The organism is Arthrobacter sp. efr-133-R2A-63, assembly GCF_030209795.1.
In the GTDB taxonomy this organism is placed as follows: domain Bacteria; phylum Actinomycetota; class Actinomycetes; order Actinomycetales; family Micrococcaceae; genus Arthrobacter; species Arthrobacter bambusae_A.
The window spans coordinates 229,851-244,654 of the sequence record NZ_JARVRG010000017.1 but is presented as its reverse complement, the minus strand read 5'-3'; the positions used below and the strand labels follow the sequence as shown (position 1 = coordinate 244,654).

Below are 14,804 nucleotides of genomic sequence, written 5' to 3'. Positions count from 1 at the left end.
GGGTCGTAGGCGCGGTTAGCGCACAGTGAGCAACCGGCGTGGATTGACCACAAGGATGCGTCGGGAGTCCTCATCGCTCAGGCCGCAGGCCTTGAGGTAGGGCACGAACGTGGACAGCACGTGGCTGTAAGGCAGGTTGTACTCGGGGAGTCCCTTGGCCACTCCGATCGAGTTGCCGGAAAGGATGATCTTGTCGGCGTGGCCGGCGTGGACAAGCTCGAGAACCAGCGCGGTGCGTTCGTCGTCGCCGAGGTAGCCCGGATGGTCGTTCAAGCCCACGTGGTCGATCCCGACGAATGCTCCGCGGCGGGCCACCTCAAGGGCTGAGCCCGCGGCGTCCCTGCGGTCCAGTTCGCCGACAAGCACGCGCCCGGCGTCGATCTGCTCATCCAGGACGATGTCCAGATCGTGCAGGACATCGGCGCCGAAGCGCATGGAGACCGGAACGCCGGTGTCCTTGGCGGCGCGGGCGGAGCCCCGGAACAGGCTCTCCTCGGTGGGGGTCATCCCGGCACGGTCGGCGATGGTGGCAACGATGCCTGCGGGGGCGCGGCGCTCAAGCCGGGGAACCACCATCCCCTCGCTGACCTCCTTGCCGAAGAGCTCGGCGAACTTTTCGGCCGGCCACGGGGTGGGCGGGTTGGTCTGTGGCGTCAGGAAGTAGCCGCCGAGTTCTTCTTCCGGGCCCAGGCCTGTGGAAGCGACGATGTGGACGCCCGTGGACCGGGAAAGCGCCTCGTAGAGCCTGAGGTCGCGGCCGTGGAACATTCCGGTGCTGTCGACGATCGTTTGCCCGCCGTGCTCGCGGAACTCGGTGAGTTTCGCGGCCAGGGCCTTGAAGATCCCTGCCCGGTCCATGGAGATGTCCGGAGCGTATTGGGCGCCCGGGAGTACGGACAACAAGGCCTCATGGACCGCCACGACGCCGAGTTCGGCTGCGGGTACGGGACCCAGGACCGTGTTGACGGTTTGCCCGCCGGGGGCAGCAGTCTCGTCGGCGGTGCCGGCGGGGGTGGTGTGACTCACGGGGCTTCTCCCTATAGATCGGGTTCGGAATGCAGGGACGCCGCGGAGTGTGACCATGCCGTCGCTCCGTTGCGGTGCTGCCAGCATCACATTTTCCTTTACATCATGTCAAGAACATTATCTTTTCGAATTTTCCTTGACACACTGTAAGACTTAACTCCACACTGTCTCATACAGTCCCTCTCCGTCAGATCGACCGGAACAAAGGAGTTTCATCGATGAGTCAGCCCATTTCCGTGCAGAGCCGCGGCTCTGTACGGGCCACTTTCGTCGCCGCCTACAGCGCGGTCACCCTTGCGCAGATCACCAACGCGTTGCCGGGAGCCCTGAGCGGCACGTTCGCCGTCGAATTCCACACCTCGGGCGCCGGACTGACATGGATCGCGGGCATGTTCCTCATGGGCATTGTGGTCTTCGAGCTCAGCTGGGGACTCCTCGGCGACATGTTCGGACGCAAGAAGCTTCTCTATGCCGGCGCTGCCGTCAGCATCGTCGGCTCCGTCATGGCCGCGATGGCGCCCTCCACCGGGATGATGATCGCGGCGCAGGCCATCGGCGGGATCGGAGCCGGCATCCTGTTTCCCATTTCGCTCTCCATGATCGCGGCGATTACTCCCGACCACCGTGCCCGGGCGAAGGTCATCGCCACCTGGGCCGGATTCCTGTCACTCGGCGCGGTGATTTCCCCGGTTCTCGCTGGGTTCACGGCGCAGTTCTTCACCGTGGCGGGGCGTGGGCCCGGCGCCCCGAACACCTTCAGCGGCTGGCGGGCGGCGTATTTGATCGCGGCAGCTGTTGCCGTCGTCGTGCTTCTCATCGCGGTCCGGGCGAAAGATTCCGCGGCCGCCGAGGGGCGCAAACCGGACATGCCCGGCCAATTCACCCTCGCCGTCGGCCTCATCGCCGTCCTGTACGCCACGGTGACGGCGGTTGACGCCGGCTTCGGCAGCGCGCAGGTGATCGCAAGCTACATCGCGGGAGGTGCCCTGCTGCTCGCCTTCGTTGTCATCGAGTCACGCACCGCGCAGCCGCTGATCCACCTCTCGCTGTTCAAGAACAGCTCCTACTCGATCACCGGCGTTGTGGCAGTCACCGGGATGTTCGCCTTCCTCGCCATCTGCTTCAGCACGAGCGTCGCCGTCAGCGGCCTGGCCTTGGCCGAGACCTGGAAGGTCGGAGTTCTGTTCGTCTTCATCCAAGGCCCGGCGTTCGCCTTCATCCCGGTTGTCGGGTGGCTCATTCATCACGTCGCTCCACGGTGGGTGCTCACGGCGGGGTTCGCTTTCATGGCCGTCTCCGGTTTCTGGCTCTCCACGTTCGCCCTCGGCACTCCGGAGACCTTCGGTGGCACCCCGTGGACGGCATTCATCCCGCCGCTGCTCTTGCTGGGTATCGGCTTCGCCCTCACGGTCGGTTCCGTGACGGCCGTGGCCATCAACACCGTCCCGGCCGGGCAAATCGGCATGGCCTCCGCCACCACGAATCTCCTGCGCGACCTTGGCTTCGCCCTTGGCCCGGTCATCGGCTCGGCCATCGCCTTCGGCATCGGAGCCACAGTCTTCGCGGGTCCCCTTGCCGGGATCCTCGGGGCGGCAGGCTTGCCCGCAGATGCCGTGGCGGGACTGGCGCACGTTCCGCCCCTGGGTTTCCTCTCAGGCTGGGACGGCGTCGTCGCCCAATTCTCCGGCCAAGCAGCGGCGGGTGGTGCACCAGCGCAGGCGGTCGACGGCGTGGTCAAGGCCCTCACCGCCGCCAAGCCGCACATCCAAGGGGTCGCAGGGACGTCCCTCGGCCAAGGCTTCCAGACCGTCTACCTCTGCGCGGGCATCGCGGCGACGCTCTCCGCAGTTCTCACACTCTTCATCTCCGCGCGGTCCTCGGCGCCTGCCGCGGACGCCATGGCGGAGACCACCGAAGCAAGCGCCGAGGCCGCCGTCTAAGTCCTCCGGCACTGACCCGACCACCTACGAACCGCAAGGAGAACACCATGACTGCACCCATCGAGTCAGACATCGACATTTGGGACGACGACATCCTCGTAGACCCCTATCCCAGCTACGCTGCGCTCCGCGAGGAGGCTTCCGTGGTCCACCTTCCTCAGAACGATCTCTACGTCCTGACGCGCTACGACGCCATCCGCAACGCGCTCGGTGATCCGGAGGCCTTCTCGTCCACCAGCATCGGATTCAACCCCATGGTGAACGAGGCACTTCAGGGCACCTCCCTGGCCTCCGACCCGCCGATCCACACGCAGCTCCGCGCCACGCTGTCGCAGAACCTCACCCCGCGGGCCCTCCGCGGCCTCAAAGTCGTCATCGACGAAAAGGCGGACAAACTCGTCGCCGAACTGGCCGCGAGCGGTAGCTTCGAGGCAATCGATGCCCTGGCCCGGGCATTCCCGATCGAAATCGTCGCCGACCTCATTGGCTTCAGCGGTCATGTCAAGGAGAACATGCTGCGCTGGGGCCAGGCAGCGATGCAGGTCATAGGTCCGTTGAACCAGCGCACCCAGGAGAGCTTCCCGATCGCCGGCGAACTCTACGGTTGGTGCTCATCGGTTACCGCGGACGACCTTGCTCCCGGCTCCATCGGCCGCGGCATCTTCGACGCCGAGACCCGCGGGGACATTCCGGCGGGCTCCGCGGGCCACATCATCCACCAGTACCTGGGAGCCGGCGTCGACACGACCATCGCCTCCATTGGCAACATCGTCGCGCTCTTCGGCCACCACCCCGATCAGTTCGAACTGGTGCGGGCGAACCCGGACCTGGTTCCCGCGGCCTTCGCCGAAGTGCTGCGCTATTGGGCGCCGGTCCACATTTGGGGGCGCAAGGCTACCCGCGACGTGGAGGTCGATGGAGTCACCATTCCTTCAGGCGCCCAAGTGGGCATCCTCTTCGGCGCCGGCAACAGGGATCCTCGCCACTACGCGAACCCCGACACCTTCGATGTGAAACGCAACCCCGTGGACCACCTCTCGTTCGGTTACGGACCGCATGGCTGCGCCGGCCAGGGACTCGCGAAACTCGAGGCGCATGCGATCATCGAAGCGCTTGCCCGCAGGGTGAAATCCCTGACCCTCTCCGATGGGGTCCGTGAGCCAAGCAATATTACGCGGAGCTTCGAGGCGCTCCAGGTTGAAAGAGTGGTGGCGGCATGAGGATCGAACTGGACCGTCCGCGGTGCGAAGGCCACGGCCTGTGCGAAGAGGCCGCGCCCACGCTGATGCACCTGGATCTCGACGGCGAATTGGTCATCGATGTGCCGGTCGTGGAGGGGGCCGGTCTTGATGCCGCGAAGGCGGCGGTCAGGGTTTGCCCGGTCGCGGCGCTCCGATTGGCTGCGGCATGACCATGCGCAGGATCGTGGTGGTCGGCAACGGCATCGCCGGGCTCACAGCCTGCGACTCGCTGCGCGCGGCGGGCTTCGATGGCGAATTGACCGTGATAGGCGCCGAGCGCCATCAACCGTACAGCCGTCCGGCCCTGTCGAAGGCCCTGCTGCACGGTACAGAAGGGAACGGAATTGACGCTCTCAAGGCGCACGAACTTCCCGAGCCGGGCCACGGGGCGATCGAACTGCTGGGCGTGAGCGCCAAGGGACTGGACGTCGACGCACGGCTGGTCCGTCTCGATGGAGGCGATGCACTGCCGTACGACGGCCTCGTCATCGCCTCCGGTTCCCGGGCGAAGCGACTCGCGGCGGGAGCGGACGGTCATGGCTCCACCCGGGAACTCACGCTGCGCACCATCGACGATGCGATCATGCTCAAGGAACGCCTTGCATCGCGTCCCTCGGTAGTCGTGATCGGCGGTGGGCCACTCGGAATGGAGGTCGCCTCGGGATGCTTGCACCTTGGCTGCGACGTCACGCTTGTCGCCGACGCCAAGCCCCTAACGCGCCAGCTTGGCGACCACCTGGCGGAGGTGTTCACCTCCGCTGCCATCCGGCGTGGAGTGCGCGTGGTTGCCGGCGGGAAAGCCCGCCTGCTGGACTCCGACGACGGAGCGCGGGTTGCGCTGGCCAACGGCACCGAGCTTTCGGCGGATCTGGTGGTCACCGCCGTCGGCGACGAGCCGAACACCGGCTGGTTGGCTGGCACGCCACTCCTCGTCGATGGAGGGCTGCGGGTGGACTCCCGTGGCAGGCTCCGGCCGGATATCGTCGCCGCCGGAGACGTCGCGTACTTCCCGAGCAGCCGCGGGGTACGGCGAGTGCCCTTATGGACGAGTGCCATCGACCAGGCCAAGGCTGCCGCCGTCGGACTGCTCAAGGGCGACGCGGCGCCACGGTTTACCTTCCAGCCATACTTCTGGACGGAGGCCTTCGGCTTGTCGCTCAAGTCAATCGGCTTCACGCCGGTGGCCGGCGCACCGGACTATTGCGAGCCGGGGGAGGGCCGCGACTCGATGCTCCTGCGCTGGACGAACAAGGACGGTTCCGGGACAGCGGCGGCGATCAACTATCGGATCCCGGTCCCGAAATTGCGTCGCCTGGCCGACGCCGGCCCCTAACGGAACCAGCGGTGGCGCCTCAACCCAGACGCTCGCTCACATATACGCCCAAATTCCCGGACCCCGGCTCAGATAAACCGCCAGATTCCAAGACCCTCGCTCACTTATATCGCCAAATTCCAGGAGGCGGGACCATCTTTACGGCATGTCAGGCCGCTTGGCGACGTGCATCCTTTGTTCTTCCTCCGCACAATTGCCGCACACCACGGTTAGGATTGAGCCATGTCGTCGTTGCGAGAAGCCCAGAAGCAGCTGACCCGCGACATGATCGTGGAACGGGCGCTGGAGCTCTTCACCGAGAAGGGCTACGCTGCCACGACGATCGACGAGATCGCCGCTGCTGCAGGCACCACCCGCGTGACTTTTTACGCTTACTACCCCTCGCGAAGTGACCTGATGCGGGACTTCATGGCGCGCGTCAACGCCGTGCTCGACCGCGCCGACGGCCCCGACAAGGCGTCTACCGCCGTCGAACTCGTCGACGTGGTACGGGAGGGCAAGCTACCGGGCATCCTTGGCTGGCTCGAGTCGCGTGCTGCGCTCTGGCCGGTCTTCCGTCCGTACCTCGATGTGCTGGACGAAGCCGCTGCAGTCGATCGCGAAGTGCGGACCCTGGTGGATGGATGGCATCAGGAAGTGATTTCCGACATCGTCCGTGGCATGCAGCTGGCGGGGCGCTTCCCCGAAGAAACGCACCACATCCGCGGAACACTCGCCTTCACCCAGTTGGACTACGTCGCGACGCTCTGGACGCGCCGCAAGCTCGAACCACACCGCGACCACGCGCTCGAAGTCCTCGCCGACAGCTGGTACCACTTGCTCTGCGATGAAGGATAATCAAGCTCTACGCAGCTGCTCAGCTGGTCTTTGCGCTTCACAGGAGTAGCGTTTGCCTTGGCTGAGGATAGGGGTCCACATGAGCTACAAGTATCGAACCGTCCGCGTTCGCGGCACCGAGTTGGTAGGAACCATCGCCCGGAAACACGGCAGCGCGCCGGAGATCTACGAAACCTCGAAGGACGCCAACACATCGGTTGTTCCCGTGTACTTCCAGGCGACCGGCGAGATCCGATTCTTTGACAGGTCAGTCCTGGAAGACGTCGTGACGCCGGCCAGCTGAGAGCACTTGCGCGCCTCGGACACAGGCGAGAGACGTTTGACTTTAGAGGTCCTGCGACTTGTGGTCATCGGCGGCAGCTTTTGTGGCCCACACTTGGCAAGTGCGTACTTTTGGCGTTGAAGAAGAATTCCTGATCGTAGATCCCCAGAACGGCAGTCCGGTGCCCCTCGCCGGGGATATCTTGCGCCTTCATGGCGCCGGCCTCCAGGGCGTGGCTCCTCCTGTCGGCCCGACGCTGGCGATCGAGCTTCAGCAGGAGCAAGTCGAAGTCATCACCTCGCCGCACAGCAGGCTGAGTGGGCTCGCCGCCGAAATACGGGCCGGACGTTCGTACGCCGATTCGCTCGCCCGGAAGGCGGGGGCCCGAATTGCCGCTCTCGCGACGTCGCCGCTGGCGGTCACGCCGCATGCGACAAACACTGAGCGCTACGACGCCCTCCTGGAAAAGTTCGCCTTGACGGCCAGAGAGCAGTTGACCTGCGGATATCACGTCCATGTTTCCGTCGACTCGGATGAGGAAGGCGTCGCAGTGCTGGACCGGATCAGGTCATGGCTCCCGGTGCTGACTGCCCTGAGTTCGAATTCACCGTTCTGGAACGGGGCCGACAGCGGTTATGCCAGTTTCCGGACCCAAGCCTGGAACCGATGGTCCAGCGCCGGTCCCACCGATGTCTTCGGATCAGCCGCGGCTTATCACTCCTTGGTGGCGGACCTGTCGGGTACCGGGGTGGTCATGAACCCGGACTTTGATGCAAGGCTTTCCGTCCGGCACCCTACAGTCGAGATCCGTGTGTCGGATGTTTGCCTTGATGCCCGCGATTCCGTCCTGATTGCGGCCTTGGTGCGTGCTTTGGTGGAGACTGCCGCCAGGGAATGGCAGTCCGGCCAACTGCCGGACATGGTTTCTGCCACGGTCCTGCGCCAGGCCACGTGGCGGTCGAGCCGTTTCGGCCTGCACGGAGAGTTGCTCGACCCGATAACCCACAAGCCCGCTACGGCAGCGCATGTCCTCGGTGCTCTCCTCTCCCACGTCCGCGATGCCCTCGAAGAGACCGGGGACGCACTCTACGCCACGGACGGTTTGCAGAGGATCTTCAGCCAGGGCACGGGAGCCGCCCGGCAACGGCAGGCCTACGAACGCACCGGCAGCTTCGCCGGAGTCGTCGCATACGCAACAGGCGTTACCCACCTCGACCCCGCTGATCACCAGCACAACGGCGAACCGTACCTCGCTTCTGAAGCAGGGACCGCCGCGCTCGTTGCGGGCTAGCTGGTCGTGCCCCGTTAGGGTGAGGCATGAGCGATAAGGGAAAGACCTGGCACGAAAGCCACAAGGAATCACTGACGAAGGGTCAACGCGCCGCGGATGTCATGCGCAACGGGATGGGCAGTTGGCCGTTCGTCGGCGGTTTTGTCGGGTTCATGATTCTCTGGGCGGTCATCAACAGCTGGGCGTTGGCGAACAACTCGTGGGATCCATATCCCTACATTTTGTTGAATCTCTTCCTCTCGATGCTGGCAGGGCTGCAGGGAGCCATCCTCCTCATCGCCGCCAAGCGCCAGGATGCGATTGCCGCGGTGATGTCCCGGCACGATCATGACACCAACGTGAAATCCAAAGAGGAAATCGACCTGCTCATGGCCATCAACAGCCAGCAACTGGAGATCCTTAGGGAACTTCAGGAACTGGCAGCCGCAGGGAACATCAGGATCGACACAAGCGCAGGCAAGAGCTTGGAACGTTCTTAATGCACGATGGCTAAAGGCACGACGGCGGGGCATCCGCGCCGGAACCACCAGGAAGGAACTCCATGACTGAAAGCAATGACTCGCCGAACAATCCCAAAATGTCAACGATCTGGTCTGACGGCCTGGGCCGCGCCGGGATCCGTTCGGCACAGATGCTCCTGGTCATCATCTTTGTTTCGGTGATTGTGTGGGCGATGACCAGGGTGCCGCTCGTCATGATCCCGGTCACCATCGCGCTCATTCTTGCCTCCGCAATCTCACCTCTGGTGCGTTGGCTGACTGACCACCGGTGGCCACGTGCCCTTGCTGTCGCAGCATCGTTCGTGGGGATCCTTGCAGTTTTCGGCGGGGTCATCACCGGAATCGTCCTCCTTATCAGGGCGCAATCCAAGGAACTTGCCGTGAAATTCACTGCCGGTATCGACCAACTGCACCAATTCCTGAACAACGGGCCCTTCCGAGTCAGCGACGAGCAACTCCGCTCCGTAGCCGATTCCATCCAGCGCTTCTTCACGAGCAGCAGCTTCGGTGCCGAAGCGCTGACCGGCGCCCGTACTGTCGGTGAAATCCTGGCCGGCCTGGTTCTCATGGTGGTGATCTTGTTCTTCTTCCTCAAGGACGGCGAGAGGATCAGGACGTTCCTGTTCGGATTCCTTCCGGCGGCCCATCGCGGAAAGGCGCACCTGGCTGCGGAAAGAAGCGCCACCGTGCTGGGAGGCTATGTCCGGGGCACAGCCCTGATCGCAGCAGTGAACGGCCTGATCATCGGGACCGTCCTGGCTATCCTCGGTGTCCCGCTCGCCCTGCCCCTGGGCGTTTTTGTGTTCATCGGCGGGTTCATCCCCATCATTGGTTCCACTGCGGCAGGTACTCTCGCCGTGGGTGTCGCCCTGATCTCGAACGGTCCGGTGACCTCGCTCATCGTCCTCGCTGTTCTTGTGGCGGCCAACCAGCTCGAGCACCATTTTCTCCAACCCGTCCTGATGGGCAAGGTCCTGAGCATTCATGGACTGGCCATTTTGCTGGCATTGGCCATCGGCACGATGCTCGCAGGGATTATCGGTGCCTTGTTGGCAGTGCCCACCGCAGCTGTTGCCTGGACCGCCATCAAGACGTGGTCGGGGCGCGGTGAAGCGGCGGGCATCGAGTCCGGCGATGGAACCGTGGCCTGAACAGAACCCAGGGCCAAAATGCTACGGTTGCGCGAGGAGTTCGTCGTGTAACTGCTGCAGGTGGGACGGTTGTTCTGCCAGTGCCCTCGTGGTCGGCGGAGGAGCAGGTGCCTGAACGCCCGCGAGGGGGTCGTCGGTGCGGGGGACGGCGAGGCTCAAGGCCGCGCCGACGTCGGGCGCCGCTGCATCCCGGTGGGTGAGGGGCGGCAGATTCCATCGATGTTCGACGGTCGCCAGGATGCTGGTGTGATCGAGCGGGACAGGACCTGGAGCCCGGAAGACGGTGCCGTCCGGGATGAGCGGACTGATCAATACCGTCGGCACCCGCACCCCGAACCGGGTGAAATCGAAGCCGAATTCCCCTGGGGTGTTGTCCGGCGGCGTCGCGCCCCAGGCCGGAGCCACGTGGTCGTAGCAGCCGCCGTGTTCGTCATACGTGACGATGAACAGGGTGGAGTCCCACGCCGGCCCGTCGTGGACGGCGCGATAAGCGTCGAGCAGGAACTGCTCGCCGAGCGCGACGTTGTAGTTGGGGTGTTCGCTGTTGCCCGTCGAGGACCAGGAAGGCTCAAGGAACGCGTACGCGGGCAGCTTGCCGGCCGCAGCGTCGGCTTGGAAGTCCGTAAACAGGCCAATGTTCGACGCCGGAGCGTGCCGGGTGTCGTCGAAGTCGAGTTTCGTCAAGGGCGACGCGGTTTCGCCATAGATCTTCCACGGAATCCCGTGGTTGCCCAGGTGCCCGAAGATGCTCGGTACGGTGAACCGCTTGGCCTTGTCATCAAGGTTGCCCTGGCTGGTGCCGGCACAGGCGAAGGCCCGGTTGGGCATCGTCATGGTGGGAGCTGACGCGAACCACGCGTCGCAGACGGCGAATCCCTTAGCCATTGCCGACAACACGGGCAGGGTCTCCGGAGTGAAGCAGCCCATGATCATGTGCTCCGTTGTTCCCGGCACCACATGCCAGCCCTTGGCCAGGTTGTCCTTGATGGCGCCGGCATAGTTGCTCACAAAGCCGGTCATGGACGGAACCGTCCCCGCTTTCGGCGCGGCGGCGGTGCCATAGAGCTGTTCGTTCGTTGCCTGGTATCCCTCTCCGGGGTCGGCGCCCGGCATGAAGTAGACGTCAGGAGTGGAGGGGAGCAAGCGATAGACGCCCACTTGACTGCCATCGGTTCCGGGGCAGGACTCCGTGCCGGTCAAGCCCTCGAACGGGTCGCCCGCGGGGGAAACATTGCCGGAATCGGCATGGAGGTATCCGAGCATGTGATCGAATGAGCGGTTTTCAAGCATCAAGACGACAATGTGCTCGACGGCGTTGAGACCGGTTGCCGCCACGGTGACCATCCCCTTCGGAAAGAGTTCCTGTGCGTGCTGAACAGTCTCCCACGCCGCCGTCCTGGCGGATATGCCTTCGGTTCGGCGGTGTTCAGCCGGGAACGTTCGCCATGACGCGTTCACCATTGAAGTATTCGAGCCGCCACCCGTCAATGGCATGGTGGTGGGCAAGGTTGAGCACGGCATTGTCGATGCTGTCCAGGGTGCGGCCGACCGCGCGGCCGAGGCTCAGACGGAGCAATGTCCCATGGGCGACAACAAGCACGCGTCCGCCGCGGAACTCTTCGGCCAGGGCTTCCAGCGCGGCCAAGCCGCGGGACGCTGCTTCCTCCTCGCTTTCCGCCCCGCGGAAGCCTCCGGGAATGCGCAGTGCTTCCAGTTCTGGTCCTGCGCGCAGGCCCTCGGCAGGCCCGAAGCGGCGCTCGGTGAGCTCAGGTATGTGGCGGTCCACGCTCAGCCCCAGCCCTGCAGCAATCAGCGCGGCGGTTTCCGCAGCCCGGCTCAGGGGGGACGACACGACGGCGTCCCACTCGTCACCGGAGAGGACAGCGACGGCGTCGCGCGCCTGGCCGCGGCCGACGCCGTTCAGCGGGATGTCGGTGGATCCCTGCAGCCGGCGCTGGGCATTCCAGTCTGTCTGGCCGTGGCGGACGAGGGCAAACGTAGTCTGGGGCATGCTGTCCATTCTGCCTTGAGTCCTTCGACGTGGCTCCAAGCCGGAATCCGGGATTCCACCGAAGATCTCTCGGTTAACCGCCTATAACTCTTTCAATAACCAGCTGTTCATAATATTGTGCGTGTGGGGACTGAGGGGCAGCTCGTACCCACGCCAATCTGGACAAATATCAAGGGGGAGTTGTGTCCAACAGCCAGCAGTCGCCTGACGAGCCACACGACGTATCGCAAGGTGATACTCAAGAGTCGTATACGGACGCCGCGGCGCCCAAGGATGGTTCCTTCGACCCCGTGGGGTTAAGCCGGGTTCCCAGGCCCACCGTCGGGGTCTGGCGGAACCGGGATTTCTGGCCGTAGGGAACATGCCGCGTACAAGTGAACGTGGCATGAAGGTTCGGTCAATAGGCATCGTCAACCCGTAAAACCGGCCCGGGCGACGGCCCGGTCTTTATACGGTGGACGCATGAATGACTCCCTTAAGCACCGCACTGCCCTCACCGGCGGACTGGTCGTGGCTGTCGTGTCGGCGCTCCTCAGCCCCGTGAGCCCAGCCCAGGCGGATGATGGCCGGATTGGTGACAACGGCACGGATCAGAGTTCGCACCTCAACCTTGGCGCCGCGGACCTTCCCGAGAGCCGGACGGTGACGACCCTCGCCCCCGGCGTTACGTTGACCAAAATCAGCCGCGGCGGAGCGGACTCTTCGCTTTTCTGGACGGCCGAAGTGGCCATCCCCGCGGATTCGCCGGATCCGGATGCTCCGGCGTCGGCGCTCTCAAGCCAGGACACCGCCCAGCGCACGGCGGACAAGCTCAAGGCTGGCGGCGTCGATGCCCGCGTTGAACATGTCCAGTCTCCGCAGCTTGCCGACGCCGGAGGCGATCTGGGTTACCGGGTCCGTGCCGGCCACCTTGCCGCGCAGGCCGACGGCGCGGCCCTCGTCGCGCAGATCAAGGCCGCCGGTTTCGCCTCCTCCGTGATCTACACCGGGTGGGACGGCGACGCCGGGACCAGCACCACGACGCGCGGACCGTGGAACCTTGACGTCATCACGGTCGACCCGGGGAAGTACCAAGGCCAGCTCGCCGCCTCGTTCGGCCCGGATCTTGAGAAGCGGGAGACGACCAGCCAGCTGGCATCGGACGCCCACGCCCTCGCGGCTGTCAACGCGGGCTTCTTCGTCTTCGACCCGAAGGCCGGCGCCGAAGGTGACCCCGCCGGCGTCGGTGTGTACGGAGGGAGGGTTCTCAGCGAAGCCGTGGCGGACCGTCCGGCCTTCGTCATTGACGGAAAGAAGAATTCCAGCAGCATCCAGCGGCTGACCTGGGCGGGGAAGGTCTCCGCCCCTTCCGGGGAAGCCGCTCTGGACGGCATCGACCGGGTACCCGGCCTGATCCGCAACTGCGGGGGCGCCAACGACCTGCCTACCTCAGGCCCGCTCCAGGACGTGACCTGCACGAACTCCAACGAGCTCGTCACCTTCACTCCGAAGTTCGGTCCGACCACGCCTGCCGGTCCAGGCCTTGAAGTGATGGTAGACAGCCATGACACCGTTACCTCCATCGCCGATACCCGTGGCGCGGCCGTCCCTGCGGGCGGACACACCATCCAGGCCACCGGAACCGACGTCGCACGGCTCCGCGCCCTCGCTCCTGTAGGCGCGAAGCTGAGGATCGACGCCGGACTGCTCGGCCAGGACGGGAAACCCTTGCACACGAACAAGGCCACGAGCGTGGTCAACGGCGGCCCGCTGCTGGTCAAGGACGGCAGTGAAGACGTGACGGTGCGGCATGACGGCATGGTGCACCCCAACGATGGAAACAGCTTCTACTACGGGTGGGTCCACAAGCGGAACCCCCGGACCTTCGCCGGGACCGACGCCCAGGGCAGGACCATGCTTGTAACCGCGGATGGACGATCGACTGCCTCGCTGGGACTGAGCCTGAAGGAAGAGGCGGACGTCGCACTCTCGCTCGGCATGGTCCAGGCCATGAACCTCGATGGCGGAGGTTCAACAACAGCGGTTGCCCAAGGGAAGGTCCAGAACAGCCCGTCCGGCGGATCGGAACGTGCCATCGGGGACGCGCTGCTGGTGCTTCCCGGCCGCAAGGACGGACAGTAGGGCTCCCGCGCTAGATCCAGTCCCGCTTCTTGAAGGCCAGGTACAGGAAGATCGAACCGCCGGCCATGAGTGCACTGGATAGCCAGAGACCGTAATCGTTCTGGAAGCCGAAGAACGGCACGTTCTGCCCGAAGAAGCCTGTCACTGCTGTGGGGACGGCGATGATCGCGGCCCAGCTGGTGACCTTCTTCATGACCAGGTTCATCTGGTTCCCCTGGATGCTGATGTGGGTTTCCAGGATGGTGGTGACCAGGTCGCGGAGCGACTCCGTCCATTCCGAGGCACGCAGCACATGGTCGTAAACGTCCTGCAGGAAGGGCTGCATCGCCGGGCTGCAGCCGACCAGGTCCTCCCGCCGGAGGAGGGTGTTGAGGACTTCACGCATGGGCAGGACGATGCGGCGGAGCCGGACGAGGTTTTTGCGGAGTTCGAAGGTCTTCCGCTGCAGGTCGTGGTCAGGGGAGTGGTCCTCGAAGAGCGACTCCTCGAGGGCGTCGATGTAGCCATCGAGCTCCTGGACGGCATCGAAATGTCCGTCGACGATCATGTCCAACAGGCCCCAGAAGAGGAATGGCACCCCGTGCTGCGCCAGGTCGGGTTCGGCGTCCCAGTGCGCCGTCAGCTTGTCGGTGTCGAACTCGGGCCCGTGCACAGTCACGAGGGCGTTGTGGGTCACGAATGCCGAGAGCTCGACGACGGCCAGTTCGCCGGTGCCGGGCTGCAGCGCCGCCTGGTAGGCCGAGAGGAACAGATGGTTCGGGTACCGGTCCAGTTTGGGCCGCTGGAAGTCGTGGACGGCATCCTCGACGGCGAGGCGGTGGAGCCCATATACCGTTTCGACGCCGAGCAGGTCATCCGCCGCCGGGTCCGTGTAGTCGATCCACAGCACCACGTCATCCTGGCGGGCCAGGGCTTCGATTTCGTGGGCGCGGACGTCGTCGCGTTCGAGTTTGCCTTCGCGGTATAGCCGTATGAACACCATCCGCCCCATGGTACGGGACGAGAATCCGTGCTTCCTGAGTGGTGAGGTTTCCCGGCGGGGACGTGCCTTGCCGGACTTCCGTCCCTACAATTTAAGTGCGGCCTCACGG

At 64.6% G+C, this 14,804-nt stretch carries 14 protein-coding genes; 10 read left to right on the top strand and 4 right to left on the bottom strand.

Annotated features, from left to right (window positions below):
* Nucleotides 1-15: 15 nt before the first annotated feature.
* Nucleotides 16-1,026, bottom strand: a complete 1,011-nt coding sequence (locus QRN45_RS09230; protein ID WP_284763059.1) for a phosphotriesterase family protein — start codon at nucleotides 1,024-1,026, stop codon at nucleotides 16-18.
* A 218-nt stretch (nucleotides 1,027-1,244) separates the two neighbouring features.
* Here QRN45_RS09230 and QRN45_RS09225 point away from each other — a divergent pair, with 218 nt between their 5' ends.
* The 9 genes from QRN45_RS09225 (at nucleotide 1,245) to QRN45_RS09185 (ending at nucleotide 9,581) form a co-directional block, all read left to right on the top strand.
* The gene (locus tag QRN45_RS09225; RefSeq protein WP_284763058.1) at nucleotides 1,245-2,966 is read left to right on the top strand and encodes an MFS transporter; all 1,722 of its coding nucleotides are present in this window, start codon (nucleotides 1,245-1,247) and stop codon (nucleotides 2,964-2,966) included.
* A 47-nt stretch (nucleotides 2,967-3,013) separates the two neighbouring features.
* A complete protein-coding gene (locus QRN45_RS09220) occupies nucleotides 3,014-4,186 on the top strand; it encodes a cytochrome P450 (RefSeq protein ID WP_284763057.1) in 1,173 nt (390 codons plus the stop codon).
* A complete protein-coding gene (locus QRN45_RS09215; RefSeq protein WP_241708636.1) occupies nucleotides 4,183-4,377 on the top strand; it encodes a ferredoxin in 195 nt (64 codons plus the stop codon). Before QRN45_RS09220 ends, QRN45_RS09215 begins: the two co-directional genes overlap by 4 nt.
* Nucleotides 4,374-5,540: an NAD(P)/FAD-dependent oxidoreductase gene (locus tag QRN45_RS09210; RefSeq protein ID WP_284763056.1), complete on the top strand. Its 1,167-nt coding sequence runs from the start codon at nucleotides 4,374-4,376 to the stop codon at nucleotides 5,538-5,540. Before QRN45_RS09215 ends, QRN45_RS09210 begins: the two co-directional genes overlap by 4 nt.
* 222 nt (nucleotides 5,541-5,762) lie before the next feature.
* On the top strand, nucleotides 5,763-6,377 hold the full coding sequence (locus tag QRN45_RS09205) for a TetR/AcrR family transcriptional regulator (protein WP_241708632.1): 615 nt from the start codon (nucleotides 5,763-5,765) through the stop codon (nucleotides 6,375-6,377).
* A gap of 79 nt (nucleotides 6,378-6,456) precedes the next feature.
* Nucleotides 6,457-6,660 (top strand): hypothetical protein, encoded by a 204-nt coding sequence (locus QRN45_RS09200; RefSeq protein ID WP_078105172.1) that lies wholly within the window; start codon nucleotides 6,457-6,459, stop codon nucleotides 6,658-6,660.
* 100 nt (nucleotides 6,661-6,760) lie between these two features.
* Complete coding sequence (locus QRN45_RS09195; RefSeq protein ID WP_284763055.1) at nucleotides 6,761-7,930, top strand: carboxylate-amine ligase; 1,170 nt, start codon at nucleotides 6,761-6,763, stop codon at nucleotides 7,928-7,930.
* Nucleotides 7,931-7,956: 26 nt separating this feature from the next.
* Nucleotides 7,957-8,409 carry a DUF1003 domain-containing protein gene (locus tag QRN45_RS09190; RefSeq protein ID WP_241708628.1) on the top strand — a complete coding sequence of 151 codons (453 nt, stop codon included), beginning with the start codon at nucleotides 7,957-7,959 and terminating at the stop codon, nucleotides 8,407-8,409.
* A 62-nt stretch (nucleotides 8,410-8,471) separates the two neighbouring features.
* Nucleotides 8,472-9,581 (top strand): AI-2E family transporter, encoded by a 1,110-nt coding sequence (locus QRN45_RS09185; RefSeq protein WP_284763054.1) that lies wholly within the window; start codon nucleotides 8,472-8,474, stop codon nucleotides 9,579-9,581.
* A gap of 21 nt (nucleotides 9,582-9,602) precedes the next feature.
* On the opposite strand, the gene QRN45_RS09180 is transcribed toward QRN45_RS09185, so the two are convergent.
* Together QRN45_RS09180 and QRN45_RS09175 are read right to left on the bottom strand one after the other, a co-directional pair.
* Complete coding sequence (locus QRN45_RS09180; protein WP_284763053.1) at nucleotides 9,603-11,042, bottom strand: alkaline phosphatase family protein; 1,440 nt, start codon at nucleotides 11,040-11,042, stop codon at nucleotides 9,603-9,605.
* The gene (locus QRN45_RS09175; protein ID WP_241708624.1) at nucleotides 11,008-11,592 is read right to left on the bottom strand and encodes a histidine phosphatase family protein; all 585 of its coding nucleotides are present in this window, start codon (nucleotides 11,590-11,592) and stop codon (nucleotides 11,008-11,010) included. The genes QRN45_RS09180 and QRN45_RS09175 overlap by 35 nt, the downstream gene beginning before the upstream one ends.
* Nucleotides 11,593-12,054: 462 nt before the next feature.
* Here QRN45_RS09175 and QRN45_RS09170 point away from each other — a divergent pair, with 462 nt between their 5' ends.
* Nucleotides 12,055-13,713, top strand: a complete 1,659-nt coding sequence (locus QRN45_RS09170) for a phosphodiester glycosidase family protein (protein WP_284763052.1) — start codon at nucleotides 12,055-12,057, stop codon at nucleotides 13,711-13,713.
* A 10-nt stretch (nucleotides 13,714-13,723) separates the two neighbouring features.
* Here the strand turns inward: QRN45_RS09170 and QRN45_RS09165 are convergent, their stop codons facing one another.
* Nucleotides 13,724-14,695 (bottom strand): magnesium transporter CorA family protein, encoded by a 972-nt coding sequence (locus QRN45_RS09165; protein ID WP_284763051.1) that lies wholly within the window; start codon nucleotides 14,693-14,695, stop codon nucleotides 13,724-13,726.
* Nucleotides 14,696-14,804 lie beyond the last annotated feature (109 nt).

What these genes read in the sequence shown, in the direction of transcription:
- QRN45_RS09225 (WP_284763058.1), top strand. Translation starts at nt 1,245, where the DNA reads ATGAGTCAGCCCATTTCCGTGCAGAGCCGCGGCTCTGTACGGGCCACT.
- QRN45_RS09220 (WP_284763057.1), top strand. Translation starts at nt 3,014, where the DNA reads ATGACTGCACCCATCGAGTCAGACATCGACATTTGGGACGACGACATC.
- QRN45_RS09215 (WP_241708636.1), top strand. Translation starts at nt 4,183, where the DNA reads ATGAGGATCGAACTGGACCGTCCGCGGTGCGAAGGCCACGGCCTGTGC.
- QRN45_RS09210 (WP_284763056.1), top strand. Translation starts at nt 4,374, where the DNA reads ATGACCATGCGCAGGATCGTGGTGGTCGGCAACGGCATCGCCGGGCTC.
- QRN45_RS09205 (WP_241708632.1), top strand. Translation starts at nt 5,763, where the DNA reads ATGTCGTCGTTGCGAGAAGCCCAGAAGCAGCTGACCCGCGACATGATC.
- QRN45_RS09200 (WP_078105172.1), top strand. Translation starts at nt 6,457, where the DNA reads ATGAGCTACAAGTATCGAACCGTCCGCGTTCGCGGCACCGAGTTGGTA.
- QRN45_RS09190 (WP_241708628.1), top strand. Translation starts at nt 7,957, where the DNA reads ATGAGCGATAAGGGAAAGACCTGGCACGAAAGCCACAAGGAATCACTG.
- QRN45_RS09185 (WP_284763054.1), top strand. Translation starts at nt 8,472, where the DNA reads ATGACTGAAAGCAATGACTCGCCGAACAATCCCAAAATGTCAACGATC.
- QRN45_RS09180 (WP_284763053.1), bottom strand. Translation starts at nt 11,042, where the DNA reads ATGGTGAACGCGTCATGGCGAACGTTCCCGGCTGAACACCGCCGAACC.
- QRN45_RS09175 (WP_241708624.1), bottom strand. Translation starts at nt 11,592, where the DNA reads ATGCCCCAGACTACGTTTGCCCTCGTCCGCCACGGCCAGACAGACTGG.
- QRN45_RS09170 (WP_284763052.1), top strand. Translation starts at nt 12,055, where the DNA reads ATGAATGACTCCCTTAAGCACCGCACTGCCCTCACCGGCGGACTGGTC.
- QRN45_RS09165 (WP_284763051.1), bottom strand. Translation starts at nt 14,695, where the DNA reads ATGGTGTTCATACGGCTATACCGCGAAGGCAAACTCGAACGCGACGAC.